Annotated in this window: 24 protein-coding genes; 12 read left to right on the forward strand and 12 right to left on the reverse strand. The window is 72.4% G+C overall.

Going from position 1 to position 23,590, the window contains the following annotated elements:
- Positions 1 to 5 precede the first annotated feature (5 nt).
- The 3 genes from AB5J73_RS25085 to AB5J73_RS25095 all read right to left on the reverse strand — a co-directional run bounded on the left by AB5J73_RS25085 (position 6) and on the right by AB5J73_RS25095 (position 3,439).
- Positions 6 to 1,616, reverse strand: coding sequence for a succinic semialdehyde dehydrogenase (locus AB5J73_RS25085; protein WP_370961126.1), 1,611 nt, complete (start codon positions 1,614 to 1,616; stop codon positions 6 to 8).
- A gap of 109 nt (positions 1,617 to 1,725) precedes the next feature.
- Positions 1,726 to 2,760 carry a hypothetical protein gene (locus tag AB5J73_RS25090; protein ID WP_370961127.1) on the reverse strand — a complete coding sequence of 345 codons (1,035 nt, stop codon included), beginning with the start codon at positions 2,758 to 2,760 and terminating at the stop codon, positions 1,726 to 1,728.
- Between the two features lie 61 nt (positions 2,761 to 2,821).
- The gene (locus tag AB5J73_RS25095; protein WP_125315643.1) at positions 2,822 to 3,439 is read right to left on the reverse strand and encodes a TetR/AcrR family transcriptional regulator; all 618 of its coding nucleotides are present in this window, start codon (positions 3,437 to 3,439) and stop codon (positions 2,822 to 2,824) included.
- A 96-nt stretch (positions 3,440 to 3,535) separates the two neighbouring features.
- On the opposite strand from AB5J73_RS25095, the gene AB5J73_RS25100 reads away from it, so the two are divergent.
- Together AB5J73_RS25100 and AB5J73_RS25105 are read left to right on the forward strand one after the other, a co-directional pair.
- Entirely contained in the window at positions 3,536 to 4,687 is a 1,152-nt protein-coding gene (locus tag AB5J73_RS25100) for an acyl-CoA dehydrogenase family protein (RefSeq protein WP_370961128.1), read from the forward strand.
- Positions 4,688 to 4,698: 11 nt separating this feature from the next.
- The gene (locus AB5J73_RS25105; protein WP_370961129.1) at positions 4,699 to 5,835 is read left to right on the forward strand and encodes a CaiB/BaiF CoA transferase family protein; all 1,137 of its coding nucleotides are present in this window, start codon (positions 4,699 to 4,701) and stop codon (positions 5,833 to 5,835) included.
- On the opposite strand, the gene AB5J73_RS25110 is transcribed toward AB5J73_RS25105, so the two are convergent.
- Positions 5,832 to 6,362: a GNAT family N-acetyltransferase gene (locus AB5J73_RS25110; RefSeq protein ID WP_370961130.1), complete on the reverse strand. Its 531-nt coding sequence runs from the start codon at positions 6,360 to 6,362 to the stop codon at positions 5,832 to 5,834. The two genes, AB5J73_RS25105 and AB5J73_RS25110, sit on opposite strands and share 4 nt — an antisense overlap.
- 100 nt (positions 6,363 to 6,462) lie before the next feature.
- The gene (locus AB5J73_RS25115) at positions 6,463 to 7,236 is read right to left on the reverse strand and encodes a crotonase/enoyl-CoA hydratase family protein (RefSeq protein ID WP_370961131.1); all 774 of its coding nucleotides are present in this window, start codon (positions 7,234 to 7,236) and stop codon (positions 6,463 to 6,465) included.
- A gap of 103 nt (positions 7,237 to 7,339) precedes the next feature.
- On the opposite strand from AB5J73_RS25115, the gene AB5J73_RS25120 reads away from it, so the two are divergent.
- The 5 genes from AB5J73_RS25120 (at position 7,340) to AB5J73_RS25140 (ending at position 10,349) form a co-directional block, all read left to right on the forward strand.
- Positions 7,340 to 7,507 (forward strand): hypothetical protein, encoded by a 168-nt coding sequence (locus tag AB5J73_RS25120; protein ID WP_166641399.1) that lies wholly within the window; start codon positions 7,340 to 7,342, stop codon positions 7,505 to 7,507.
- 359 nt (positions 7,508 to 7,866) lie between these two features.
- Complete coding sequence (locus tag AB5J73_RS25125) at positions 7,867 to 8,349, forward strand: helix-turn-helix transcriptional regulator (RefSeq protein ID WP_247012056.1); 483 nt, start codon at positions 7,867 to 7,869, stop codon at positions 8,347 to 8,349.
- 123 nt (positions 8,350 to 8,472) lie between these two features.
- Positions 8,473 to 9,387, forward strand: a complete 915-nt coding sequence (locus tag AB5J73_RS25130) for a lytic transglycosylase domain-containing protein (protein ID WP_370961132.1) — start codon at positions 8,473 to 8,475, stop codon at positions 9,385 to 9,387.
- Between the two features lie 217 nt (positions 9,388 to 9,604).
- Positions 9,605 to 9,997 (forward strand): hypothetical protein, encoded by a 393-nt coding sequence (locus AB5J73_RS25135; RefSeq protein WP_370961133.1) that lies wholly within the window; start codon positions 9,605 to 9,607, stop codon positions 9,995 to 9,997.
- Between the two features lie 10 nt (positions 9,998 to 10,007).
- Positions 10,008 to 10,349, forward strand: coding sequence for a DUF3817 domain-containing protein (locus AB5J73_RS25140; RefSeq protein WP_125315650.1), 342 nt, complete (start codon positions 10,008 to 10,010; stop codon positions 10,347 to 10,349).
- Here the strand turns inward: AB5J73_RS25140 and AB5J73_RS25145 are convergent.
- Positions 10,327 to 11,760, reverse strand: a complete 1,434-nt coding sequence (locus AB5J73_RS25145) for an MFS transporter (RefSeq protein WP_370961134.1) — start codon at positions 11,758 to 11,760, stop codon at positions 10,327 to 10,329. The genes AB5J73_RS25140 and AB5J73_RS25145 overlap by 23 nt on opposite strands.
- Positions 11,761 to 11,895: 135 nt before the next feature.
- Between AB5J73_RS25145 and AB5J73_RS25150 the strand changes: the two genes are divergently transcribed.
- On the forward strand, positions 11,896 to 12,462 hold the full coding sequence (locus tag AB5J73_RS25150; RefSeq protein WP_370961135.1) for a TetR/AcrR family transcriptional regulator: 567 nt from the start codon (positions 11,896 to 11,898) through the stop codon (positions 12,460 to 12,462).
- Positions 12,463 to 12,483: 21 nt separating this feature from the next.
- On the opposite strand, the gene AB5J73_RS25155 is transcribed toward AB5J73_RS25150, so the two are convergent.
- Positions 12,484 to 14,076 (reverse strand): cation acetate symporter, encoded by a 1,593-nt coding sequence (locus tag AB5J73_RS25155; RefSeq protein WP_370961136.1) that lies wholly within the window; start codon positions 14,074 to 14,076, stop codon positions 12,484 to 12,486.
- A complete protein-coding gene (locus AB5J73_RS25160) occupies positions 14,073 to 14,510 on the reverse strand; it encodes a DUF485 domain-containing protein (RefSeq protein WP_370961137.1) in 438 nt (145 codons plus the stop codon). The genes AB5J73_RS25155 and AB5J73_RS25160 overlap by 4 nt, the downstream gene beginning before the upstream one ends.
- Before the next feature lie 1,011 nt (positions 14,511 to 15,521).
- Here AB5J73_RS25160 and AB5J73_RS25165 point away from each other — a divergent pair.
- The 4 genes from AB5J73_RS25165 to AB5J73_RS25180 are packed head-to-tail and all read left to right on the forward strand — an operon-like array spanning position 15,522 to position 21,414.
- Positions 15,522 to 19,649 carry a nitrate- and nitrite sensing domain-containing protein gene (locus tag AB5J73_RS25165; RefSeq protein ID WP_370973318.1) on the forward strand — a complete coding sequence of 1,376 codons (4,128 nt, stop codon included), beginning with the start codon at positions 15,522 to 15,524 and terminating at the stop codon, positions 19,647 to 19,649.
- Positions 19,646 to 20,098, forward strand: coding sequence for a roadblock/LC7 domain-containing protein (locus AB5J73_RS25170; RefSeq protein WP_086861520.1), 453 nt, complete (start codon positions 19,646 to 19,648; stop codon positions 20,096 to 20,098). The genes AB5J73_RS25165 and AB5J73_RS25170 overlap by 4 nt, the downstream gene beginning before the upstream one ends.
- 7 nt (positions 20,099 to 20,105) lie before the next feature.
- The gene (locus AB5J73_RS25175) at positions 20,106 to 20,822 is read left to right on the forward strand and encodes a DUF742 domain-containing protein (RefSeq protein ID WP_370961138.1); all 717 of its coding nucleotides are present in this window, start codon (positions 20,106 to 20,108) and stop codon (positions 20,820 to 20,822) included.
- A 28-nt stretch (positions 20,823 to 20,850) separates the two neighbouring features.
- Positions 20,851 to 21,414, forward strand: coding sequence for an ATP/GTP-binding protein (locus AB5J73_RS25180; protein WP_086861521.1), 564 nt, complete (start codon positions 20,851 to 20,853; stop codon positions 21,412 to 21,414).
- 40 nt (positions 21,415 to 21,454) lie between these two features.
- On the opposite strand, the gene AB5J73_RS25185 is transcribed toward AB5J73_RS25180, so the two are convergent.
- The 4 genes from AB5J73_RS25185 to AB5J73_RS25200 form a co-directional block, all read right to left on the reverse strand.
- Complete coding sequence (locus AB5J73_RS25185) at positions 21,455 to 22,015, reverse strand: dihydrofolate reductase family protein (protein ID WP_370961139.1); 561 nt, start codon at positions 22,013 to 22,015, stop codon at positions 21,455 to 21,457.
- A 76-nt stretch (positions 22,016 to 22,091) separates the two neighbouring features.
- Positions 22,092 to 22,751 (reverse strand): DUF899 domain-containing protein, encoded by a 660-nt coding sequence (locus AB5J73_RS25190; protein ID WP_370961140.1) that lies wholly within the window; start codon positions 22,749 to 22,751, stop codon positions 22,092 to 22,094.
- Positions 22,748 to 23,194, reverse strand: coding sequence for an SRPBCC domain-containing protein (locus AB5J73_RS25195; protein ID WP_370961141.1), 447 nt, complete (start codon positions 23,192 to 23,194; stop codon positions 22,748 to 22,750). The genes AB5J73_RS25190 and AB5J73_RS25195 overlap by 4 nt, the downstream gene beginning before the upstream one ends.
- Positions 23,187 to 23,531, reverse strand: a complete 345-nt coding sequence (locus AB5J73_RS25200) for an ArsR/SmtB family transcription factor (protein WP_370961142.1) — start codon at positions 23,529 to 23,531, stop codon at positions 23,187 to 23,189. The genes AB5J73_RS25195 and AB5J73_RS25200 overlap by 8 nt, the downstream gene beginning before the upstream one ends.
- Positions 23,532 to 23,590 lie beyond the last annotated feature (59 nt).

A 23,590-nucleotide genomic window follows, 5' to 3' on the forward strand; every position in this document is an offset into this window, starting at 1 on the left:
GCGCCTCAGCGGGGGAGCCGGCGGAGGGCCTTGATGCCGAACGTCATCCCGCGCGACCACAGCGAACCCGGCACCGCGCGGGGCGGGCGCAGCGCCAGCCCGCGCTGCAGCGCGATCGACTGCGACTCGGTGTACTTCAGCAGGCCTTCGGCGCCGTTGCGGCGCCCGACGCCCGAGTCCTTCATGCCGCCCATCGGCACGCCGACGCTGCCGAACGTCGCCGCGTACCCCTCGTTGACGTTGACCGTGCCGGCCTTGAGGCGCGCGCCGACCTCCCAGCCCGCGCGGCCGTTGCGGGACCAGACGCTGGCGTTGAGCCCGAACGGCGTGTCGTTGGCCTGGTCGATGGCCTCGGTGACGTCGGTGTAGCCGTAGATCGAGACGACCGGCCCGAAGGTCTCCTCCGCGAACGGCAGCATGTCCGGGGTGACGCCCGACAGCACCGTCGGCTCGTAGAACAGCGGCCCGAGGTCGGGCCGGGCGCGGCCGCCGGTGAGCACCGAAGCACCCTTCTCCCGGGCGTCCTCGACGTGCGCCGACACCGTCGCGAGCTGGTCTTCCGACGTCAGCGAGCCCATCTGGGCGTGGTAGTCGAGCGCGCCGCCGAGCTTCAGCGCCGCGGTCTTCGCCACGAAGGCGCGGGTGAACTCCTCGCGGATGTCCTCGTGGACGTAGATCCGCTCGACCGACACGCACAGCTGGCCCGCCGAGGAGAAGCACGCCGTCACCGCGCCGGTCGCGGCCTTCGCGACGTCGGCGTCGGGCAGCACGATCATCGGGTTCTTGCCGCCGAGCTCCAGCGAGTACGACGTGAGCCGCTTCGCCACCTGCCCGGCCAGTTCCTTGCCGGTCGGCGTGGAGCCGGTGAAGCAGAGGTAGTCGGATTCCTCGACCAGCGCGGTGCCGATCTTCGAGCCGCGGCCGAGCACGATCTGCCAGGTCCCGGCGGGCAGCCCGGCTTCTTCGGCGAGTTCGTGCAGCCACAGCGCCGAGAGCGCGGTCTGGTTGTCCGGCTTCTGCACGACGGCGTTGCCCGCGGCCAGCGCCGGCAGGACGTCCATCGCGGTCAGCGCCAGCGGGTAGTTCCACGGCGAGATGATCCCGACGACGCCCTTGGGGTGCCGGATCTCCCCGGCCCGGGTCAGGCCCGGGATGACACCGGCGACGCGCCGCGGGGCGAGGATCTTGGCCGCGTGCCTGCCGTAGTAGGCCGCCACCAGCGCGGTCGCGCTGACCTCGTCGAACGCGTCGAGCCGCGCCTTGCCCGCTTCGACCTGGACCAGGTCGAGCACCTCGTCCTGGCGGGCGAGCACCAGGTCGTGCAGCCGGGTGAGCACGCGGGCGCGCTCGGCGGGGGAGCGGTCCGCCCAGGCCCGCTGGGCCGTGCGCGCGCCGGCGAACACCGCGCGGACGTCGGCGTCGGTGGCCTGGGGCAGCGTCGCGATCGGCTGCCCGGTGAAGGGCGCGGTCATCCGGATCGGCGCCGAGTCCGCCCCGCCGGCCACGCGGGCGACGAGCTGGGCCGCCCGCGCCGAGCCGGGCGCCCCGGCGACGCCGCCGACGGTCGGTGGCAAAGGGGTGTCTTCGACCGTGTTCGCGGGGGTCGTGCTGGTCATGACGTCTCCGTTCCGCGGCGTCCGGAGTCCGCGCGACGCCGCGCAGGGGTTACCGACGAGTACACCATACCGTCGGTACGTCAGATGTCCAGTCTGATGTGAATATCTTTCACGTATTGGGCGGGTTCAGCGGCGGGAGCTGGTAGGTCGGCTCGGTCGGCTCCTGCTTCGGCGGCGGGTGGGCCTGGGTCGCGCCGCCGTAGGCATCGTCAAGCCGCGACGACAGGTCGCCGGACACCGGCTCGTCGTCGCTTCGTTCGGAAGCCGCGCCGCCGTAGGGCTGGGCGCCGAAGGACTGGGACCGCGGCGTGCCGTGCGCCGGGGTGGGCGGCCCGGCTTGGGGCTGGGCCGGGAACGGCTGGGACTGGGGAGCGCCGTACGGCCCGGCTTGGGGCTGCGCCGGGAAGGGCTGGGACGGCGGTGCCCCGTAACCCTGGCCGCCGTAACCCTGCCTCGGAAACTGCGGCGCACCGTACTGCGGCGGCGGAACCGGGTAGGGCTGCGACTGCTGCTGGTACGGCCCCGGCGGCCCACCGGGACCGGCCGGCGCGGGCGCGGGTGCCCGCCGCCCGGCCAGCACCGCGAACACCAGCGCCACCAGCGCGACCGCCCCGCCGCCGAGCAGCAGCCAGAACCCGGTTCCGGTCGCGTAGTGCGACTGGACCGTGCCTTCGCCGGACTCGTAGCTCAACGTCGCCGACACGTCCATGCCGAGCATCCACACCGCCGCGGCCACCCCGGCGCCGCCGGCGACCAGTGCCGTGCGGGCGCCGTCGCGGACGCCCGGGCCCGCCGAGCGGCGCCGGCCCGCGAAGGCCAGCCCGGCCCCGGCCAGCAGCACCACCGCGCCGGCGGTGAGCGGGATCCCGTAGCGCGCGACGTGGGTGTTCTCGTAGAACTTCTTCGCTTCCTCGCCGGGTTCGACGGAGAACGAACGCGTCCAGGCGCTGATCGTCTGGCTGCTCTCGCTCTTGCCGTCGACGACCTGCTCGAACGACGTCTGCGGCAGGAACGACCCGGCCACCACGAGGGCCGCGGCCACAGCGCCGAACATCCCGGCGAGCAGCCGGAAGAACCCGCCGGGGTCGGCGGGCGGCCGCGCGGGCGTCGGGCCGTAGGGATACGGGTGCGGAGCGGCGGTCATGGTGACTCCCCTCTGTCCGGGGGATTGGACCACGATTCGACCACCGCGGATAAGGGGTTCGTCAGCTCGGAGCAGTGGCGGCGTCCTGGTAGAGCAGGACGGCGATGCGCTTCCACTCCTCGAGGAGCTGCCGCCGCCGGTCCGGGTCGCCGCCGAGCTCGGCGTCCAGCGCCAGCCCGCGGGTGAGGTTGACGGTGAGCCAGAACAGCATTTCGGCCCGCTCGGGCGGGAGTTCGCCGGCGACCTGGGTGACGTGTTCGAGCGTGGCGCGGCCGAGCGCGCGGTCGACCGGGCGGATGGCCGCGCGCAGCTCGGGGTCGGTGCGGGCGGCGACCCACAGCTCGGTGACGGCGGTCGAGAGCGTGCCCGAGTAGCCGGTCCACAGCAGGTCGATCGCCGCGGCGACCCCGGTGCCGCCGCCGGGCAGCTCGTCCAGCGACGCCGCGAGGCGCCGGCGCAGCTTGGTCGTCAGGTGCTCGACCGCGGCCGCCATCAGCTCGGCCTTCGCGGTGAAGTGGTGCTGCACCGCGCCCTTCGAGACGCCCGCGCGGGCGCAGATCTCCTGGACCGACGTCCGCGCGTAGCCGAGGTCGACCAGGCAGTCGATGGTGGCGTCGAGCAGCGCCGTGCGGGTCTGCTCCCGCCGCTGCGCCTGAGTTCGGTGCGCCGTCGAAGTCACCTCGGTCTCCCTGCTTTACCTACAGGCCGGTACGGATGTACATTCCGCGGAGAACTTACATGCTGACCGTCATGTTTTCCAGCAGGAGGGTGTCCCGTGCCGCTGCAACTGCCGAAGAGCTCCTGGAGCACGACCGAGCTCGAAGACCTCCGCGAACTCTTGCGGTCGTTCATGCAGAAGGAGCTCGTGCCGCACCAGGAGCGCTGGGCGGCCGAGAAGAAGGTCGACCGCGAGCTGTGGAACAAGGCCGGCGAGGTCGGGCTGCTCTGCCTGTCGATCCCCGAGGAGTACGGCGGCGGGGGCGGCACCTTCGCGCACGAGGCCGTCCTCTACGAGGAGCAGGCCCGCTCCGGCGACAGCGCGTGGGGCGTCACCGTCCACAACGGAATCGTCGCGCACTACCTGAGCGCGTACGCCTCCGAAGAGAAGAAGCGCGAGTGGCTGCCGAAGATGGCCAGCGGCGAGCTGGTCGGCGCGATCGCGATGACCGAGCCGGGCACCGGCTCCGACCTGCAGGGCATCAAGACCCGCGCGGTGCGCGACGGCGACCACTACGTCATCAACGGCGCCAAGACGTTCATCACCAACGGTTTCCACGCCGACCTCGTCGTCGTCGCGGTGAAGACCGACCCGGACGCGGGCGCGCAGGGCGTCTCGCTGGTCGTGGTCGAGACCGACACGCCGGGCTTCCGCCGCGGCCGCGTCCTCGACAAGGTCGGGCTCAAGGGCCAGGACACCGCCGAGCTGTTCTTCGACGACGTCCGCGTGCCCGCCGCCAACCTCCTCGGCGACGCCGAGGGCCAGGGCTTCTTCCAGCTGATGCTGCAGCTGCCGCAGGAACGGCTGATCATCGCGGTCACCGCGGTGGCCGGGCTGGAGGCCGCGGTGGACCTGACGCTCGAATACACCAAGGAGCGCACGGCGTTCGGCCGCCCGATCTTCGGCTTTCAGAACACCAAGTTCACCCTCGCCGAGGCCGCGACGGAAGCGGCCGTCTCGCGCGCGTTCCTCGACCAGTGCATCGAACGGCACCTCAAGGGCGAGCTCGACGTCCAGGGCGCGGCGATGGCGAAGCTGTGGACCACCGAGCGGGTCAACAAGGTCATCGACGACTGCGTGCAGCTCTTCGGCGGCTACGGCTACATGACCGAGTACCCGATCGCGCGCGCGTGGGCCGACGTCCGGATCTCCCGGATCTTCGGCGGCACCAGCGAGATCATGAAGGAAATCATCTCCCGCTCGCTGTGAAAGGACCCGACATGAAGGCAGGTCCGCTCAGCGGCCTGAAGGTGGTGGAGCTCGCGGGTCTCGCGCCCGGGCCCTTCGCCACGATGATCCTGTCCGACCTCGGCGCCGACGTCGTCCGCGTCGACCGCGCGCAGCCGGGGGAGGACGTGCTCGGCATCTCGACCGACCCCCTCGCCCGGGGCCGCCGGTCGGTCGGCATCAACACCAAGACGCCCGAAGGCGTCGAGCTGGTGCTCAAGCTGTGCGACACCGCCGACGTCCTCATCGAGGGGTTCCGGCCCGGGGTCGCCGAGCGGATCGGGCTCGGCCCGGACGTCGTGCACGCCCGCAACCCGCGGCTGGTCTACGGCCGGATGACCGGCTGGGGCCAGGACGGCCCGCTGGCCACGGCGGCCGGGCACGACATCAACTACATCGGCATCGCCGGCGCGCTCGAACCGATCGGGCGCGCGGGCGAGCGGCCGGTGCCGCCGCTCAACCTCGTCGGCGACTTCGGCGGCGGCGGGCTGCTCCTCGCCATGGGCATCCTGGCCGCGCTGTACGAACGGACGACGTCCGGCCGCGGGCAGGTCGTCGACGCGTCGATGGTCGACGGCGCCGCGCTGCTCACCACGAGCCTGCACGGCATGGCCGCGGCCGGGCTGTGGGGCGGCGGCCGCGGGGACAACATGCTCGACGGCGGCGCCCCGTTCTACGACACCTACGAGACCGCGGACGGCAAGTACGTCGCCGTCGGCGCGATCGAGATGCGGTTCTGGGGCGACCTGGTCAAGGTGCTCGAGCTGGACCCGGCGGAGCTGCCGCTGCACATCGACAAGACGCAGTGGCCGAAGCTGCGCGAGATCCTCGCGGCCGCGATCGGCAAGCACACCCGCGACGACCTGGTCGCCCGCGCGGAAGGCACCGACGCGTGCCTGACCCCGGTCCTCGCGCCCGGCGAAGCCGCGGCGCACCCGCACAACGCGGCGCGCGGCACGTTCGTCGAGATCGGCGGCATGGTGCAGCCCGCCCCGGCGCCGCGGTTCGACCGGACGCCGCCGGACACCCCGGAAGCCCCGCGGGCCAAGGGATCCGACACCGAAGCCGTGCTGGCGGAACTGGGCGTCACGGACCTCGGCGCGCTGCGTGCGGCGGGCGCGATCGCCTAGTCCCGCGCCAGGTCGGAGCGCACGACCGAGTAGATGACGTGGTCGCGCCACTCGCCGTTCCGGAAGTCGTAGCCGCGGAGGACGCCTTCGCGGGTGAACCCGGCCTTCTCGAGCGAGCGCTGTTCGGCGCGGTTGCCGACCTCGGTCGTCGCTTCGACGCGGTTCAGCTGCGTGTGCGCGAAGAGGTATTCGGCGAGCAGCCGCTGGGCCTCGGTGCCGTAGCCGTGGCCGCGCGCCTCCGGTGCCAGCACCAGGCCGACGTTCCAGCAGTAGGACGCCGGCCCGGTGCGGCTGCGGTGCCACGAAACGAGCCCGAGCACGCGGCCGCCGAGCGCGGGCACGAGCATGCCGCTGTCGGCGGTGAGCATCCCGGTCTCGTGCCACCGGCGGCGCAGGTAACCGGGGTCGTGCCAGCCGAACCACTGGTGCTCGCCCGCGGCGGTGGGGTCGTTGGTCAGCCGGTCGAGCAGCTCGAGATCGGCCTCGGCCACCGGCCGGAGCACGACTCTGGAGACATCGTCGTCCATCCGGCGACCCTATCGGCGTCGCGCACGGTGAGCTCCCACCGGACGCGCTGAAGGGGACTTTCGTCGCGTCGGATGCGGTGAACGTCCCCTTCGGCCCGCGTCAGCCGAAGCTGCCGTGGCGGCCTTCGCCGCTCGTGAACCGGGCCGCGCCGTCGACCGCCTCCGCCGCCAGCACGCCCGTGCCCATCGCGGCCCGGAACTCCGCCGTGAGCGCGTCCTCTTCGGACTGTCCCCACTGCGCCAGCGCCGACCGCCGGTCGCCGCGCAGGCAGGCCTGCGGGAACGCCGCCAGCTGCCGGGCCAGCTCCTGCGCCGCCGAGACCGCTTCGCCCGCCGGGACCAGGCGGTTGGCCAAGCCGATCGAAAACGCTTCGTCGGCTTCCACCGGCCGTCCGGTCAGGATCAGGTCCATCGCCCGCGACTGGCCGATCAGGCGCGGCAGGCGCACCGTCCCGCCGTCGATCAGCGGGACGCCCCAGCGGCGGCAGTACACGCCGAACACCGCCGTCGCGTCCGCGACCCGCAGATCGCACCACAGCGCCAGTTCGAGCCCGCCCGCGACGGCCGGGCCGTGCACCGCCGCGATCACCGGCTTGCCGAGCGCCATCCGGGTCGGGCCCATCGGGCCGTCCCCGTCCGGGTGGGTGCGGTTCACCCGGTCGGTGCCGATCGCCTTGAGGTCGGCGCCCGCGCAGAACACGCCGCCGGCGCCGGTCAGCACCGCGACGGCGGCGTCCGGGTCGGCGTCGAACGCGCGGAAGGCGTCGGCCAGCCCGGCCGCGGTGGGCCCGTCGACGGCGTTGCGCGCGGCCGGCCGGTCGATGGTGATCGTGGTGACGGGTCCGTCGTGCTCGACCAGCACGTTCCGGGGCATCGGCGCTCCTCGAGGGTTGACCGGCGTGTCTTCCGGGCACGCCTTCCCTAGAGTATTGGGGTGGCCACTCCCGGGACGGGGACGGCGAGCCGGGAGGAAGCGCATGTCGGGCGGCATGAAGAAGGTCCTGATCGTCGGGGTGGTGGCGATCGTCCTGTTCTTCCTGATCACCCAGCCCACCCAGTCCGCCGACTTCGTGCACCGCGTGCTCGGCTGGCTCAAGGACGGCGCCGAAGCGATCGTCACGTTCTTCCGGACGCTCTTCTCCTGATCTTCGCGACCCGCGTACCGGCACCGCATCGGCGGCGCCGGTGGCTACCGTGCGTGTTAGCGGACGGTAAATCACCCAGTGTCACCAATCCCGGATTTCGGACTCCAGCACTCGACCATCCGGGTGGATTGCGGCTGAAAACGCGCAGGTCGGCGAATTCGTGGCAGCCGGGGTCTGGCGAAGGGGACCACCCCGGCCCTACGGTGCTCACATTGCGTGATCGGGTGGTTCGCCATCCCCCCGGAGAACCCCGGTACGCAGGCAGTTTCCACTCAGCAAGGTGCAGGTTGGTGCGTGCGGCACCACCGCGTGGGACAGGCGTCAGGGCCTGTCCGTCGGGGACCTACAAGGAGGCAGGGATGACCGGAGATCCCGGAGTGGACGCGCTGATCCGGCAATGGGCCGCCGAGCGCGAGCAGACCCCCGAAGAGCAGGAGGTCGACCGCATCGCGAACGCGTGGCTGGCCGACGCGCCACCGCAGGCCCCGGGCATCCCCGGCCAGCGCGCCCGGACCGGGCAGTCCCGGTTCGTCCCCGTCGAGTCGGCCGACCCCGGCTACCTCGCCGCGATGCGCAGCCGGCTGCCGGACGTGCCGGAAGAGCTCCTCACCGCCGCCGCGGGCTGGTGGCAGATGGTCGGCGGCGTCGCCGAAGCCGAAGAGTGGTGGGACGCCGGCATCAGCCCGCTCGACCAGCGGGCCCTCGACTACCGGGCGGCCGGGCTCGCGCCGTCCGACCTGAGCCGCCGGCTCGGGCCGATGACCGTCCTGCAGCACCTCCGCCGCGGCAGCGCCCCGGCCTGGTGCGTCGCGCGCCTCGCGCGGCAGCAGAAGTCCGCCTGACGGGACGCTTTTCACTCGGCCGGGTGATCCGGCGTGGTGAGCCGATCGGGACGACCCGCGTAACGCTAACCTGCGCGGGCTCGTTGACACTTCGTCGACACCACGCTGGAGGACCGGAGTTACGTGCGCACCAGGACCGGAAAGAACGAGGACGACCCCATCGACGCGAGCGTCGAAGAAGCCGCCCCCGCCGCACCGGCACCGGCGCCGCGCTCCGCGAGCGTGGCGGTGCTCACCCGGCTGATCGTGGTCCTCGCCGTGCTGGCCGTGGCCGGCGGGGGCATCTGGCTCGTCACCCGCGCGGCGACGCCCGAGGCGAGCCCGCTCACCACCGAGATCCCCGCCCTGCAGGTCAAGGCGGCCGACGTCCGCCCGGGGTCGGTCGCCCCGGCCGGGGGCGCCGTGGCGGGCGGGGCCGAGCAGCAGACCTCCCCGCAGCAGGCCCGCAGCACCGGCCCGGCGACGCTCTCGCAGTGGGCGAGCCAGGTCGCGGCGGTCACGAACGTCCCCGCGCGGGCGCTGCAGGCCTACGGCAACGCCGAGCTGGCGATGCGCGCGGACCAGCCGAAGTGCAAGATCTCGTGGGCGACGCTCGCGGGCATCGGCCGCATCGAGTCGAACCACGGCCAGTACGCGGGCGCGGTCCTCGGCGCGGACGGCCGCCCGTCCAAGCCGATCATCGGCGTCCCGCTCGACGGCTCGGCCGGGGTCCAGGCCATCGGCGACACCGACGGCGGCCGCTACGACGGCGACGCCGGGGTCGACCGCGCGGTCGGCCCGATGCAGTTCATCCCGAGCACCTGGCGCAAGTGGGCCTCGGACGGCAACGGCGACGGCCTCGGCGACCCCCAGCAGATCGACGACGCAGCCTTGGCGGCGGCCCGGTACCTGTGCGCGGGCGGCCGGGACATGGCCGGCCCGAGCGGGTGGTGGGCCGGGATCCTGTCGTACAACAACTCGACGGAGTACGCGCAGAAGGTGTTCGGCCTGGCCGACGGCTACGCGAAGGGTGCGCAGTCGATCCGCAAGCAGGGCTGAGCGCCGCGGTCCGGGCTGTCCCGATGCCCGGCGAGGGTCGCGAATGAGTCATTCGCGACCTCCGGGGTCCCGAATGAGTCATTCGCGGCAGTTCGCGGCAGCCTCCCCGCAGGCCTGGTCAAAGGCGTGTGAAGCCCGGCGGACCTGGGCTGAGAGCGGCGCCACCCGGTAGGCGGTCGGCCGTCGCCGCTCAGCAGGTCGGTGCTAGCGTCGGAGCGTGCCAGCTTCCCCTCCGCCGGCCGCGTCCCCCTGGGGGCGCCGGATCGCGATCGCCGCGACGTGCTTGGTGAGCCTGCTCGTCTGCTGCGGGCTCGCCTGGTGGCAGTGGGACCGCTTCACCTCGGCGAACGGCACCTTCCAGAACCTCGGCTACGTCCTGCAGTGGCCGCTGTTCGGGCTCTTCCCGGCCTTCATGTTCTGGCGGATCCGCAAGCTCCGCCTGAAGGCCGAAGCCGACGGCACCGCGGACGAGAAGCCGGCGCCCGTCGCCGAAGTGCCCGCTCCTCGTCCCCGCCCGGACACCCCGGTGCCGGACGAAGACGAGGAACTGGCCGCGTACAACCGTTACCTGCGCGAGCTGAACGCCCGCGACCAGCAGGCCGCAGAGTGAGGACGACCCGATGACCACCAGCACCGAAGGCGCCCGGACCGCGGTGCCGCTCGCCGGCCCCCTGCTCCGGTTCCGGACCGCCGCCTACGTCACCGGTGTCGGGCTGCTCGGCCTGTGCTTCGTGATGGTGCTGCGCTACGGCTTCGACAACCCGACGCCGTCCGCGGTCTACTCGCCGATCCACGGCGTCCTCTACATGATCTACCTGGTGCTGACCATCGACCTGGCGATCAAGGCCCGCTGGTCGATCAAGGGCACCGTGCTGGTGCTGCTGGCCGGCTGCGTGCCGTTCGTCTCGTTCCTCGTCGAGCGCCGGGTGACGCACAAGGTCAAGGCCGGGCAGAAGCTGTAGCCGCGGCCTGGCGGCGGAACGTCAGTGCCACCAGGAACGTGCAGGCCGCGAACACCGCGGCCGTCCCGAACGCGGCGGTCATCCCGTCGACCGTCAGCTGGGCCCCGGTCGAGCCCGCCGAGCGGGTCACCGAGCCGAACACCGTGATCAGCACGGCCAGGCCGAGCGTGCTGCCGACCTGCTGCATCGTCTGCAGCACGCCACCCGCGGCACCCGCGTCCTCGCTGGGCACCGTGGCCATCACGATCACGTTGAGCGGCGCGAACGCCAGCCCGGCGCCGAGCCCCATGAGCAGCAGCGGACCCAGCAGCGCCGGGAAGTACGCGCTGCTCGTGGTGAGCGTGGCGAGCCAGCCGACCCCGGCGACCATCATCAGGGAGCCGGTGATCGCGAGCGGCTTCGGCCCGTAGCGGGGGAGCAGCCGCGGCACGAGCCGGCTCATGGTGAAGATCAGCGCCGCCATCGGCAGGAAGGCGAACCCGGTGGCCAGCGCGGCGTAGTGCCGGATGTCCTGCATGAACTGGGTGAGGAAGAAGAACATCGACATCATCGCCATCGGGCCGAGGAAGAAGTTGACGTAGGCCGCGCTGCGGTTGCGGTCGGCGAACAGGCGCAGCGGGACCAGCGGCAACGCGGTCCGGGCTTCGATCACGACGAACGCCGTCAGCAGCGCCAGGCCGCCGGCGAGCGACCCGAGGGTCACCGGGCTGCCCCAGCCGTCGGACGCGGCGTGGGTGAAGGCGAACACGAGTGCGCCGACGCCGAAGGTGCCGGTGATCGCACCGGGCAGGTCCAGGTGGGCCCGCCGGCGCGGCGGCTCGGGGACGAACCGCGGGGCGAGGAGCACGATCGCCAGCCCGAACGGGACGTTGATGAACAGCGCGGCGCGCCACGAGATCCATTCGGTGAGCAGGCCGCCGACGATCAGGCCGATCGCGAAGCCGCCGCTGGACATCGCGGAGAACAGCGCCAGCGCCCGGACGCGGGCCTTGGCTTCGGTGAACGTCGTGGTGACCAGGGCCAGGGTGCTCGGGCCGGCCATGGCGGCGCCGACGCCCTGCAGGACGCGGGCGGCGATGAGCAGCGCGGCCGAGTCGGCGAGGCCGCCGGCCAGCGAGGCGAGGGTGAACAGGGCGGTGCCCGCGACGAACATCCGGCGCCGGCCGAACAGGTCGCCCGCCCGGCCGCCGAGCAGCAGCAGGCCGCCGAAGACGAGGCTGTAGGCGGTCATCACCCAGGACAGGCCGGTGGGGGAGAACCCCAGGTCGGCCTGGATGCGCGGGAGCGCGACGTTCATCACGGTGGCGTCGAGGATGAGCATGAGCTGGCAGGTCAGGATGATCGCGAGGACCAGCCCGCTGCGGCGGGCCGGGGCAGGCTCGACCGCACGATGGATCGTCTGCTGCGACAAGAGATACTCCCCCAAGGAGTACGAAGTTAAGTGGAGAGCTTCTCCACTTGGGCATGAAGCGATAATATGGAGAGCGTCTCCGGATGCGCAAGTAAATTCGGAGAATCTCTCCGGTTAGTTGGCGAGGAGGCCGGGATGCCGGGTGGGGACGCGGGGCGTCCGATGCGGGCGGACGCGCGGCGCAACTACGAGCGCATCGTCGCGACGGCGAAGGAGCTCTTCACCGCGCACGGGGCCGACGTGCCGCTGGACGACATCGCGAAGAAGGCGGAGGTCGGGGCCGGGACGCTCTACCGGCACTTCCCGACGCGCGAGAAGCTGTTCGAAGCGGTCTACCGCGACGAGATCGAAGTGCTCGCCGATCGCGCGTTCGCGCTGCACGACGAGCTGCCGCCGTGGGAGGCGCTGGAAGCGTGGCTGACCGCCCAGGTCACCTGGGTCGTCGAGCGGCACAAGCTGGCCACGTTCCTCAAGGAGTCGATCGATTCCGGCTCCGAAACGTTCCAGTACTGCCAGAAGCGGCTGCGTGAAGCGACCGGCGTGCTGGTCGACGCCGCGCAGGACGCCGGGCTGATCCGCGCGGACATCCAGGGTGTCGACGTGCTGCGGCTGGGCCACGGCGCGGGGATGGCGGTGCGCAACTGCAGTCCCGAGGACGGCAGGCGGGTGCTGGCCGTGATCCTGGACGGCCTGCGCGTCTGACGCAGGCCGCCCAGGCGGGGCTCAGCTGCCGATGCCGGTGAGGGAACGGACTTCCATCTCGGCCTGCTTGGCTTCGTCGGCCTTCGGCTTGCCGACCAGCGTGCCGACGAACCCGCACAGGAACGAGAACGGGATCGAGACCAGGCCCGGGTTCTTCAGCGGGAACCAGGCGAAGTCGATGCCCTTGAAGATCGAGTCCGGCGAACCCGACACGACCGGCGAGAAGAGCACCAGCAGCAGGCACGCGATCAGGCCGCCGTAGATGCCCCACAGCGTGCCGGTCGTGTTGAACCGCTTCCAGAACAAGGAGTAGAGCAGCGTCGAGAGGTTCGCCGACGCCGCCACCGCGAACGCCAGCGCCACCAGGAACGCGATGTTCTGCCCGTTCGCCAGGACGCCGCCGACGATGGCGAACACGCCGACGACGATCGCGGTCAGCCGCGCCACGCGGACCTCGTCGGCCGGCTCCGCCTTGCCCCGCTTGAAGATGTTCGCGTAGACGTCGTGGGCGAACGAGGCCGACGCGGTGATCGTCAGCCCGGCCACGACCGCGAGGATCGTCGCGAACGCCACCGCGGCGATGATGCCCAGCAGCAGCGTCCCGCCGACGTGCAGGGCCAGCAGCGGGGCCGCCGAGTTCTCGCCGCCGGGCGCGGCCTTGATCTCGTCCGCGCCGACCAGCGCGGCCGCGCCGAAGCCGATCACCAGCGTGCACAGGTAGAAGAGGAACATGCACGCCGTCGCCCAGACGACGCTTCGCCGCGCCTCGCGGGAGTTCGGCACGGTGTAGAAGCGCATCAGCACGTGCGGCAGCGCCGCCGCGCCGAGGACCAGCGCCAGCGCCAGCGACACGAAGTCGAGCTTGGTGGTGCCGTTCTTGCCGTACGAGCCGCCCGGTTCGAGGAGCTTGTCGCCGAGCGGGCTGTTTTCGGCCGCCGAGGAGAGCAGGTTCGAGAACGAGAAGCCGAACTTGCCGAACAGGAACACCGTGAGCAGCGCGCCGCACAGCAGCAGGATGGTCGCCTTGATGATCTGCACCCACGTGGTGCCCTTCATCCCGCCGACCAGCACGTAGAGCACCATGACCAGGCCGACGACGCCGATCACCAGCGCCTGGCCGAGCTTGGAGTGCACGTTCAGCAGCAGCGCCACCAGGCCGCCGGCGCCCGCCATCTGCGCCAGCATGTAGAAGAAGGAGATGACCAGCGTCGACGTCGCCGCCGCCGCGCGGACCGGGCGCTGCTTCATCCGGAAGCTGAGCACGTCGCCCATCGTGAAGCGGCCGGTGTTGCGCAGCAGCTCGGCGATCAGCAGCAGGTCGACCAGCCAGGCGACCAGGAAGCCGATCGAGTAGAGGAAGCCGTCGTAGCCGTGGATCGCGATGGCGCCGGCGATCCCGAGGAAGGACGCCGCCGACAGGAAGTCGCCGGAGAGGGCGATGCCGTTCTGGCGGCCGGTGAAGGCGCTGCCCGCGGCGTAGTAGTCCGACGTCGACGAGTTCCGGCTGCTGGCCCGGTAGACGACGTAGAGCGTGATCGCCACGAAGAGGGCGAACACGGCCGTGTTGACGATCGGGTTGCTGGCGGGCACCCCGCCCGCGGCGAGGGCGGTCACCGGCGCGTCCCTTCCGGGGCGCCCGCGCGGGCGCGCAGTTCGGCCACGCGCGGGTCGACCTGGCGGCGCGCGTAGCGGAGGTAGAGCCAGGTGACCAGCGCGGTGCTGGCGAACTGGCCGATGCCGAGCACGATGCCGACGTTGACCTGGCCGAACACCTTCTGGCTCATGAAGTCGTGCGCGTAGGCGGCCAGCAGCACGTACGTCATGTACCAGGCGAAGAAGGCGAGGCTCATCGGGAAGACGAACCCGCGGAACCGGCGGCGCAGCGCGACGAACTCGCGGCTGGCCTGGATCCCGGCGTAGTCGGGGCCGGTGGGGGCGGCGGGGCGCCGCTGCGGGGCGCCGGACGGGCGCTCCCCGGTGAAGAGGGCCGGCATCCGGCCGGTCTCCTCGAGGGCGTTGCCCGTCGCTGGTCGCGCGACGTCGTACATGGGTGCCTCCGGCAGAGAGCCTGGCGTGGCGGCGGGACCCGGTGCCCGCGGCGGGCGCCGGCCGCCCTTGCGGTCTGCGAGGCGAACATCGTAACTACGCCGTCCGGCGGAGTCCGAAGGCGGCCGGGCGGTTAGGGGGCCCGGTACGCACGGTATTCGTTTTCTTGTCGAAAGTGTCGAATACGCTTTCGGTGGCAAGATCACGGGCAGATCACCCGGAATGATGAGAAAAATTGTGACGCGACGTTGTCGCGTTCGGCCTACGCTGCGGCGAACGAAGTAATCCTGCCGGACGCGGGTGACCGACTGTCACCCGGGGTAGTCGCAGTAGGGTTTCGTAGCGCCGACGAGGGTCCTCCGCGGGCGGCGTGGCGGGGAAGATCCACTGGTCGGCGCGGGTTCTCGAAAGAAATCACCAGGTCGAGCGACGGTGGCCCGCAACGCCACAAGATCGGGCACATCTTGAGACTTGACCCACCCGTTGGGGGTACTGAGTGTAGATCGTCCGAGGTATGCTGCTGCCCTGCCTGGGCTAATCGGGTGACGGCCGGATGCCCGGGTGAGGCGTGTCCGGTAACCGGAATTCCCTCTTCGGGGGCGGCGAGGGGGAATGTCCCGCGCGGTTCTCGGCCGGGAATCCACTTTCTGCAGGTCAGCGCCCGAGTGGACGACGAAATTGACCGGCCGGGCATCGGGGGTACGATTCTTTGGCCCAGCTGACCGCAGCGATCGATTGGCACCGATAAAGTTGATCTCGACAACCGTGCAGAACGCAACTTGCGACGTGCACGTGCACAGTCCCTTGCACGGGACGTCGGGGCGGTGCCTGCCCGGAGACGGGCGCGCGGGCGGCCGGGCTGCCGGGGGCGAGCGAGGGCGACGGCGAAGTGGCAGGGTGCGGACGGCGCGGCCGTCCGGGCGCCCGCCGCGAGCCGGCACGCCGCGCCGCCTACGCGGATCCATGACGCCGGACAGGGAGTCACTCACGTGACCGTTGCAGGAGAAGGTCAGGTGCCCGTGGGGGAGCTGCTCGGCCGAGCACCCCGGCGGTCGAAGGGGAAGGCGGCTTGGCACGCGCTCGTGCACTGGCGCGACTGGAGCCTCCCCGTCAAGCTTTCGGCCGTCACCGTCGTGCCCATCGTCATCGCGCTGGTGCTCGGCATCACGACGATCGCGGCGCAGGTCGGCCGCTCGGACGAGTACCAGCGGCTCGACCGGCTCGTCGCGCTCGGCGGCCAGGTGCGCGCGCTCACCGGCGCCCTGCAGCAGGAGCGCACGGTCACCGCGGCGATGCTGACCGAGGGCACCGTCGGCGGCACCCCCGAACTCGCGAAGGCCCGCCAGGCCACGGACGCGGCGGTCGGCCCGTTCACCGCCGCGCAGGCCCGCGCGGCCGCGATCGAGCCGGGGGTCGCCGGCGCCGCGGGCGCCGCCACCTCGCAGCTCGGCAACCTCGGCTTCCTGCGCCGCCAGGTCGACGGCGGCCAGCTCGACCCCGGCCAGGCCATCACGGCGTTCTCCGACCTCGCCAAGCCGCTCGTCGCCCTCGACACCGCGGCCACCGCGGGCGCCGGCGACGGCACGCTCGGCGGCACCCCCGCCGGGCTGCACGAACTCCTCGTCGCGGGCGAGCAGGTGTCGGTCAGTCAGGCGCTGGTGTCCTTCGGCATCGCCCGAGCCGGGCTGTCGCCGAGCGAGCTCGCCACCCTCCGCGCCGCCGAGCTGCGGCTCGGCGACCGCCTCGTCGACTTCCGGTCCGCGGCGGGCGACACGCTGCAGCGCGACTTCGCGGCCATCGCCGAGGGTTCGCAGGCGCAGAGCCGCGCGCGGATGGTCGAGTCGGTGCTGAACGCGCCGAGCGGCGCGGTCGACGACGCGTTCCGCACGCTGTCGGCCCAGGACTGGAACGCCGCCTCCGCCGCGATGCGCGCGCAGATCGGGCAGGTCGCCGACCGGCTCGGCGGGGCGGCGTCGGCGACGTCGGAGGAGCTGGTCGACGAGTCCAGCAGCGGCGCCGGCCTGCTCGCCGTGCTGCTGTTCGCGGCGATGGTGCTCGCCGTCGCGGTCGTCTTCCTCATCACCCGCCAGCTGCTGCGGTCGCTGAAGGTGCTGCGCCGCAGCGCGCTCGACGTCGCCGAGACCGCGCTGCCGGAGGCGGTCCGCAACATCCAGGAGGGCCGCGCGCAGGGCACCGACGTCCGCCCGGTCCCGGTGCAGACCGACGACGAGGTCGGCGAGGTGGCGCGCGCGTTCGACAAGGTGCACCACCAGGCGCTGCGGTTGGCGACCGAACAGGCCGCGATGCGCACCGGCTACGGCAGCGTCTTCGTCAACCTCTCGCGGCGCAGCCAGAGCCTGGTCCAGCGGCAGCTGCAGCTGATCGAGCAGCTCGAGCGGGACGAGGAGGACGCCGACCAGCTGGCGACGCTGTTCCAGCTCGACCACCTCGCCACCCGGATGCGGCGCAACAACGAGAACCTGATGGTGCTCTCGGGCGCCGAGCCGGGCCGCCGGTCGGGGAAGCCGGTCGGCACCACCGACATGCTCCGCGCCGCGGTGTCGGAGATCGAGCAGTACCAGCGGGTCCAGGTGCAGCCGCCGCCCCCGGCGCGGATCGTCGGCTACGCGGCGAGCGACCTGATGCGCCTGGTCGCCGAGCTGCTGGACAACGCCACGGCGTTCTCCGCGCCGGAGACTTCGGTGACGGTGGCGTCGCGGCTGGGCGAGGACGGCTCGCTCAACATCGACATCCTCGACAAGGGCATCGGCATGAACGAGGCCGAGGTCACCGAGGCGAACACCCGGCTGACCGAGGCGGGTTCGGTCGACCTGGCCACCTCGCGCCGGATGGGCCTGTTCGTCGTCGGCCGGCTGGCCAGCAGGCACCGCATCGGGGTGTCGCTGCACGGCGGCAAGGACATCGTCGGCGTCCGCGCCACGGTCGTCGTCCCGGCGGACCTGGTGATGCCGGTGACCGACGGCCCGGCGACCGGCCCGATCGGCGCGCTCCAGCAGCACCCGGCCAGCCCCGCGGCGGGCAACCAGCTGCCGCGCCGCCAGGTCAACGGCAACTCCCGCCCGCGCCCGGTGGTCCCGCGGCAACCGGCGATGGGGGAGGAGCGCTGGCCGTCCGCGAGCGACCTCGCGGGCTTGAGCGGCGGCGGCCCGGCCACGCGCCCGCCGTCCGACCTGGAGATCTCCGGGACGGCGTTGTTCGCGCCCATCCCGAAGGGCGACGACGCGCCGCCGCCACCGCGCCCGACGCTGCCCGCGGTGCTGCCGGTGCCGGTGCAGCCGCCGAAGCCGGACGAGCTGCCCGCGGGCAAGGACCTGTTCTCCGCCAACGAAACGACGCTGAGCGACTGGTGGCAGCAGGCGACCACGACCCCGGCCGCCCCGCCCGCCCCCGAGCCGGCTCCGGATCGCTCGGAGACGACGCCGATCTTCGACGAGATGCTGTCGGCGTGGTTCCGCGAGGACAAGCCGGCCGCTCCGGCTGCCCCCGCCGCTTCGGAAACCTCGGCCCCTTCGGCCACCTCGGTCACCGACGAGGAGCCGGCCGCGGCCGAACCGGCGGAAGCCGAGCCGCAGGAGCGGCGCAGCTGGGACTTCGCGAGCGACGAGAACTTCCGCACGGTCCAGGCCCGCTCCCAGGCGGCCCCGACGGCGTTCACGGACGCGGGCCTCCCGCGCCGCCGCCGCGGCGAGCAGCTGATGCCGGGCAGCGCGGTCCCACCCCCGGCAGCCCCCACCCCGGTCCCACCCCGCCCGGAACTCCCGGTCCGCGACCCGGCGGACGTCCGCGGCCGCCTGAGCAGCTTCCAGCAGGGCGTGACCCGCGGCCGCCAGCAGGCCCGCCAGTCCAAGCCCCCACAGGGCGGCGCGGACCAGGCGACGCCCGGGGGAGCGCAGCCGACTGCGACCCACCCGGCAGCGGGCGCACCGCAGCAGGGGGGCGGCGTTCCGGCACCGGGCTCGGCACCGCAGGCGCCGGCCGCTCCGGCCGGCCACCAGCCAGGCTCCGCGCAGCGGGCGGCGGGTTCGTCGGCCGAGGGCCAGCCGGGCAGCTCGGCTGGGCACGAGCCGGGCTCGGCGCAGCACGCAGCGGGTGCTCCGGGCGTGGGCCAGCCAGGTTCCGCGCGGCAGGCGCCAGGTTCCTCCACTGGGCACGAGCCGGGCTCCGCGCAGCAGGCGGCGGGTGCCCCGGCCGCGCACCAGCCGGGCACGAACGAGCCGACGGCGCCCCAGCCGGGCACGCCGCAGCAGGTCGCGGGCGCGTCGGCCGCGCAGGCGAGCGCGGGACCGGAGGCACCTCACCCGTCGGGTTCACCGGAGGCGGGCGCCCCTGCCCCCGCCTCGCAGCCGAACACCGCGCAGACCGGCCGGCAACGAGCCACCGGGGCCTTCCCACAGCCGGGCGAGCCCCAGCCCAACGGGCTGCCGCAACCCCGCCGCCAGCCGCCCGCGGCTCCGAACGGGCTCGCGCACCCGGGCCAGCCCAACGGTCTCGCGCACCCGGGCCGGCCCCAGCCCAACGGTCTCGCGCACCCGGGCCAGCCCAACGGGCTCGCCCACCCGGGCCACCCCAACGGGCTCCCGCACCCGGCCGCGCCGCAGTCCGGCGAAACCGTGCCCCACCCCAACGGGCCGTCGCACCCCGCCGCCCGGCCGGGGCACCCCGCGGCCCCTCAGGAGCCCGAGCCGCCGGCCCAGCCCCCGTCGGTGTTCGACGAAGGCGCCGCCGACGGCCGCCCGAGTACTCCGCCGTCGTCGCTGCCCTCCCGCCGCGGCGCCGCACAGGAGACCCCGGAGACCCCGGCGCCGCGCGAGGAAACCTCCGCCGTCGAAGCCACCGCCGAGTGGAACTTCGGGACCGATGACGGCTGGCGGGCCGTGCAAGCGGTGTCCCAGTCGACACCCGCCACTTTCACTTCGGCAGGATTGCCCCGGCGCCGTCGCGGGGAGCAGCTGCTTCCGGGCAGCGCCGGACCGCCCACCGGGGCCACGGCCCCCCGACCACAACGGGACGCGCACGACGTGCGCGGCCGCCTGCGGAGCTTCCAGCAGGGCATCGAGCGTGGACGCCACCGCACCGCACAGGCGGCCGAGACCAACCACGAGACACTGGAGGGTGAATGAACTCGCCGAGTAGCGCCCAGCCGACGCAGAACCAGTTCGGCTGGCTGGTGAACGACTTCGCGGAGCGGGTGCCCGGCGTGGCCCACGCCGTGGTCGTCTCGGCGGACGGCTTGCTGCTGACCGCGTCGAACCGGCTCCCGCTCGACCGGGCCGACCAGCTCGCCGCGGTCGCCTCGGGCCTGGTCAGCCTCACCCAGGGCGCCGCCCGCTGCTTCGAGGCCGGCGCGGTCAACGAGACCGTCGTCGAGATGGAGCTCGGGATCATGGTGCTGATGTCGATCAGCGACGGGTCCTGCCTCGCCGTCCTCGCCGCCCCCAACTGCGACATCGGCCAGGTCGCCTACGAGATGACGATGCTCGTCGACCGGGTCGGCCAGATCCTCACCCCGGAGCTGCGCGCCCAGCTTCAGGGCTCCGGTGGGTCGCTGATCGGCGAACCGGTGGGATGATGGCGCGATGAGCACGGGGTCCGGATTCGACGGCGAACCACCCGAGGGGCAGTACCCCGCCGGGCGCGGGGACGACGGCACGTTCGCCGACGTCCTCAACGGGTTCACCCTGGATTCCGGCCGTGCCCGCCGGAAGCGCAAGAAGAGCAAGGAGTCCCCGCCACCCCCGGCCGCCGGTGCGCACGCGGCCGCGGAACCGCCGGCGCCCGCGCCGTCGGCCGACCAAGGAGATCGCGTGACCTCTTTAGTCTCTCCACCCGGCAGTACCGACGGGGACAGCCCGCGACCTGGTGGTTTGTTCGACCCCGGGCCGCCCAGCGGCGAGTTCGTGATGCCCGCGGTGTTCGAACAGCCGCCCGCGCCGGAGGAGCTGACGGCCATCGTCCGGCCCTACGCGCTGACCGGCGGCCGCACCCGGGCAAACTACGCCCTGGAGCTGGAGACACTGATCTCCGCGAAGGACTACGCTGCCACCGGTGGCTTCCCCGAAGTGGCCGCGGAGCAGATCGAGTGCATTTCGATCATGGAAGAGTGCCGGACCCCCCGTTCGGTCGCCGAGATCGTGTCGGCCTTGCGGGTGCCACTGGGCGTGGCCCGGGTACTGATCAGCGACGCGGCCGACGCGGGGCTGGTCACGGTGCACAAGACGATAACGGGCAATGACGGCGCCGAGGCACATCTGGTGTTGATGGAAAGGGTTTTGAGTGGACTCCGTCGGCTATAAGGCACCGCGGGACACCGCGCCCCCGACCATGACATCCGCCAAGATCGTGGTGGCTGGCGGTTTCGGAGCGGGGAAGACGACCTTCGTCGGGTCGGTGTCGGAGATCGTGCCGCTGACCACCGAGGCGATGATGACCGACGCCAGCGTCGGCGTCGACAACCTCGACCACACGCCGGGCAAGTCGACGACCACGGTGGCGATGGACTTCGGGCGCGTCTCCCTCGACGCGGACCTGATCCTCTACCTGTTCGGCACGCCCGGTCAGCAGCGGTTCTGGTTCATGTGGGACGACCTCGTCCGCGGCGCGATCGGCGCGGTGGTGCTCGCCGACACGCGCCGGCTGGCGGACTCGTTCGCCCCGATCGACTTCTTCGAGGACCGCGGACTGCCGTACATCGTCGGCGTCAACACGTTCGACGGTGTCCTGGAGCACGACATCAACGACGTCCGCGAGGCGCTGTCGATCGACCCGAACATCCCGATCGTCCGCTGCGACGCGCGCGACCGCGAGTCGACCAAGCAGACGCTCATCACGCTGGTCGAGTACGCCATGCGGCAGTGGATCGCGCTCCGGGCGGCGAACGCCCGCTGACGCCGCACGGGCCCGGGGAACGCCCCGGGCCCGGCGCCGGTCACGCCCGGCGGTAGCGCAGCAGCACGACCCGGTCGTCGAAGGTGCGCGACCCGGCCAGCTCCAGGCCGAGCCGCGCGGTGCCCTCGGCGAACGGGCGCTTGCCGCCGCCGAGCACGACCGGGTGCACGAACACCTGGTACTCGTCGATCAGGCCCCGCGCGGTCAGCGCGGCGGCCAGCTCCGCGCCGCCCATGAGCAGCAGGTCCTTCCCCGGTTCGGCCTTCAGTGACGCCACGGCCGCGGAGAGGTCGCCGCCGACGACCCGGGTGTGCCAGCCCGGCTTCTCCAGCGTCCGCGAGAACACGACCTTCGGCGTCTCGCGCCAGACCGGTGCGAAGGCGATGTCGTGCGGGTCGTCCGAGATCGACTCGGCCGCCGGCCAGAACGCCGCCATCATGTCCCACACCTTGCGCCCGTAGGCGAACTCACCGCACCGCGCGCTCAGCTCCCGCGAGTACCCGGACAGCTCGGGCCCCATCACGGGCCAGTCGAACTCGCCGTCCGGGCCCTCGACGCAGCCGTCGAGCGACGTGTGGACCATGTGGATGAGCTCGCGCATTTCCGCCTCCTCGTGCTTCGTGTCACCAGCAGGTCGGGGCCGCGCCGGCGGACCGGACACGCCCGCCGGAAAAACTTCAGTATTCGTCGTGTCGGCGCCACCAGGCACCGGGACCGTCGTCGCCCCGGCTCTCCTCTTCCCACGCCTCCTGGCGGCCCAGCGGCGTGACGTCGAGGTACCGGTGCGAGGCGAGGAACATCTCGCCGCCGCGGCCGGTGGTGAAGTACGTCCGGTAGACGTCGTCGCCGTTGCGGAGGAAGACGCTGATCCCGAAGCCCATGCCGACGCCGCAGTCCTCGGTGAAGTCGCTGCCGTGCGAGGACACGAACGGCACGTCCCAGCCCATCCGGCTCTTGTAGGACTCGATCTCGGGCAGCGTGGCCGGCGCGACGACCTGGAGCGTGACGTCCCGGTCGTGCAGGTGGGCCAGGTGCGGCATGTTGTCGACGAGCAGGGAGCAGCCGGGGCAGCCCGCTTCGTCCCCCGGGTGCAGCATGAAGTGGTAGACGATCAGCTGCGGCCGTCCCTCGAACAGGTCCAGCAGGCTCTTCTCGCCCTCGGGCGAGGTGAACACGTACGGCTTGGTGAACGGCACCATCGGCAGCCGGCGGCGTTCGGCGGCGAGGTGGTCGGCCGCCTTCATGTGCTCCTTCTCCTTGACGAGCAGTGCGTCGCGCGCGGCCTGCCATTCCTCCGGCGAGACGATCTCGGGCAGGGCGTGCTGGGTCGCGGTCATCGGTCTTCCTCTCCTCGGTGGTGGATGAAGCCGGCCAGGTCGTCGAAGCTGGAGGTCCAGCCGCCGTGGTGGCCGTCGCGGTCGGCGACGGCCGGGAAGCCGGTCTGGACGAAGGTCATCTCCGTCTTGCCGCCCAGATCGGCGAAGTCGATCGACACGAGGGTCTCCGCGCGCAGGTCGCCTTCGGTGTCCCAGGTGAAGGTGAACACGAGCCGCTCCGGGGCGGTGATCTCGCGGTAGGTGCCGTGCATCCAGTGCTCGTCGCCCTCGGGGGAGCGGATGCACGCCCGCCAGGCGCCGCCCGGCCGCGTCGCCAGGGTGACCGCGGAGCCGGTGTAGCCGTGCGGCCCCAGCCAGCTCGCCAGCTGGTCGGGGTCGGTCCAGGCGGCGAAGACCAGTTCGCGGGGCGCGTCGAAGACGCGGGTGATGGTGAGGTCAGGCATCCTCGCTCCCGTTCCGCAGGGTGCGCAGGTGCTCCTCGAGGCGGTCGAACCCGCCGTCCCAGAACGGGCGGTAGGCCGCCACCCAGTCGGCGACGTCCGCCAGGGGTTTCGCCGCCAGCCGGCAGGGCCGCCACTGGCGCGTGCGGCCGCGGGTGATGAGCCCGGCCTGCTCCAGCACCTTGAGGTGCCGCGAAACGGCGGGCAGGCTCATCGGGAACGGCTCGGCGAGCTCGTTCACCGTCGCTTCGCCCGCCGAGAGCCGGGCGAGGATGGCGCGCCGCGTCGGGTCGGCGAGGGCCGCGAACGTGCGGCTCAGGTGGTCTGCGGGAATGGTCATTTCAGCACCTTGTTAATTAACGACTACGTTAAACGTAGTCCTCAGCTGCGCACTGTCAA

This window comes from Amycolatopsis sp. cg9 (assembly GCF_041346945.1).
GTDB lineage: Bacteria > Actinomycetota > Actinomycetes > Mycobacteriales > Pseudonocardiaceae > Amycolatopsis.

Excerpts from the sequence above, each read along its gene's own strand:
- AB5J73_RS25085 (WP_370961126.1), bottom strand. The coding sequence starts at position 1,616 with ATGACCAGCACGACCCCCGCGAACACGGTCGAAGACACCCCTTTGCCA.
- AB5J73_RS25200 (WP_370961142.1), bottom strand. The coding sequence starts at position 23,531 with ATGACCATTCCCGCAGACCACCTGAGCCGCACGTTCGCGGCCCTCGCC.
- AB5J73_RS25115 (WP_370961131.1), bottom strand. The coding sequence starts at position 7,236 with ATGCCCCGGAACGTGCTGGTCGAGCACGACGGACCCGTCACCACGATC.
- AB5J73_RS25160 (WP_370961137.1), bottom strand. The coding sequence starts at position 14,510 with ATGTACGACGTCGCGCGACCAGCGACGGGCAACGCCCTCGAGGAGACC.
- AB5J73_RS25125 (WP_247012056.1), top strand. The coding sequence starts at position 7,867 with ATGACCGGAGATCCCGGAGTGGACGCGCTGATCCGGCAATGGGCCGCC.
- AB5J73_RS25175 (WP_370961138.1), top strand. The coding sequence starts at position 20,106 with ATGAGCACGGGGTCCGGATTCGACGGCGAACCACCCGAGGGGCAGTAC.
- AB5J73_RS25195 (WP_370961141.1), bottom strand. The coding sequence starts at position 23,194 with ATGCCTGACCTCACCATCACCCGCGTCTTCGACGCGCCCCGCGAACTG.
- AB5J73_RS25110 (WP_370961130.1), bottom strand. The coding sequence starts at position 6,362 with ATGGACGACGATGTCTCCAGAGTCGTGCTCCGGCCGGTGGCCGAGGCC.
- AB5J73_RS25185 (WP_370961139.1), bottom strand. The coding sequence starts at position 22,015 with ATGCGCGAGCTCATCCACATGGTCCACACGTCGCTCGACGGCTGCGTC.
- AB5J73_RS25150 (WP_370961135.1), top strand. The coding sequence starts at position 11,896 with ATGCCGGGTGGGGACGCGGGGCGTCCGATGCGGGCGGACGCGCGGCGC.
- AB5J73_RS25180 (WP_086861521.1), top strand. The coding sequence starts at position 20,851 with ATGACATCCGCCAAGATCGTGGTGGCTGGCGGTTTCGGAGCGGGGAAG.
- AB5J73_RS25120 (WP_166641399.1), top strand. The coding sequence starts at position 7,340 with ATGTCGGGCGGCATGAAGAAGGTCCTGATCGTCGGGGTGGTGGCGATC.
- AB5J73_RS25190 (WP_370961140.1), bottom strand. The coding sequence starts at position 22,751 with ATGACCGCGACCCAGCACGCCCTGCCCGAGATCGTCTCGCCGGAGGAA.
- AB5J73_RS25105 (WP_370961129.1), top strand. The coding sequence starts at position 4,699 with ATGAAGGCAGGTCCGCTCAGCGGCCTGAAGGTGGTGGAGCTCGCGGGT.
- AB5J73_RS25140 (WP_125315650.1), top strand. The coding sequence starts at position 10,008 with ATGACCACCAGCACCGAAGGCGCCCGGACCGCGGTGCCGCTCGCCGGC.
- AB5J73_RS25170 (WP_086861520.1), top strand. The coding sequence starts at position 19,646 with ATGAACTCGCCGAGTAGCGCCCAGCCGACGCAGAACCAGTTCGGCTGG.
- AB5J73_RS25090 (WP_370961127.1), bottom strand. The coding sequence starts at position 2,760 with ATGACCGCCGCTCCGCACCCGTATCCCTACGGCCCGACGCCCGCGCGG.